The sequence below is a fragment of the Pseudomonas sp. FW306-02-D09B genome (assembly GCF_058782685.1).
This window is the reverse complement of record NZ_JBYSXY010000043.1, coordinates 1-529: the sequence shown is the minus strand read 5'-3', so window position 1 is coordinate 529 and position 529 is coordinate 1. Positions and strand designations below refer to the sequence as shown.

Below are 529 nucleotides of genomic sequence, written 5' to 3'. Positions count from 1 at the left end.
ACCCATTCTCAGGAGGGAGTAATGAATACAGGAAAAAGGCGCAGTCAGCGTGACTACACGCGGACCTTTAAATTGTCGGTCGTCGATCAGGTCGAAAAAGGCGAGTTGAGTTATAAAGAGGCTCAAGAGCGCTATGGCATTCAGGGTAAATCGACCGTACTGAACTGGTTACGCAGGCATGGTCGGCAGGACTGGAGTCAAGGCGCGTCCATTCGCTCCAAGAGACCCCGTTCCATGGATGAGCCCGATAAACCACTGACACCCGAACAGCGAATCAAAGAGCTTGAAGAAAAGCTGGCCCAAGCCAACCAGAAAGCTCAGTTTTTCGAAGCTGTCGTTGATGTTTTGAAGAACGACTTCGGTGTTTCTGTCGTAAAAAAGCGATCCGGCAAGTCCTCTCCCAAGGGCAGATCCAAGACCTGAGCATTAGTCGGGCTTGCCAGTTCATGGGGATTTCCCGTCAGGCTTATTACAAGCGCAACCGGGCGTGTGATGCCCGGGCCCGTCATGCCCAGGAAGTGATGGGATT

Annotated in this window: 1 pseudogene; it reads left to right on the top strand. The window is 52.4% G+C overall.

What is annotated here, in order from left to right:
* Positions 1-21: 21 nt before the first annotated feature.
* A pseudogene (locus AC3WK5_RS29020) lies at positions 22-529 on the top strand (transposase family protein); the annotation flags it as partial.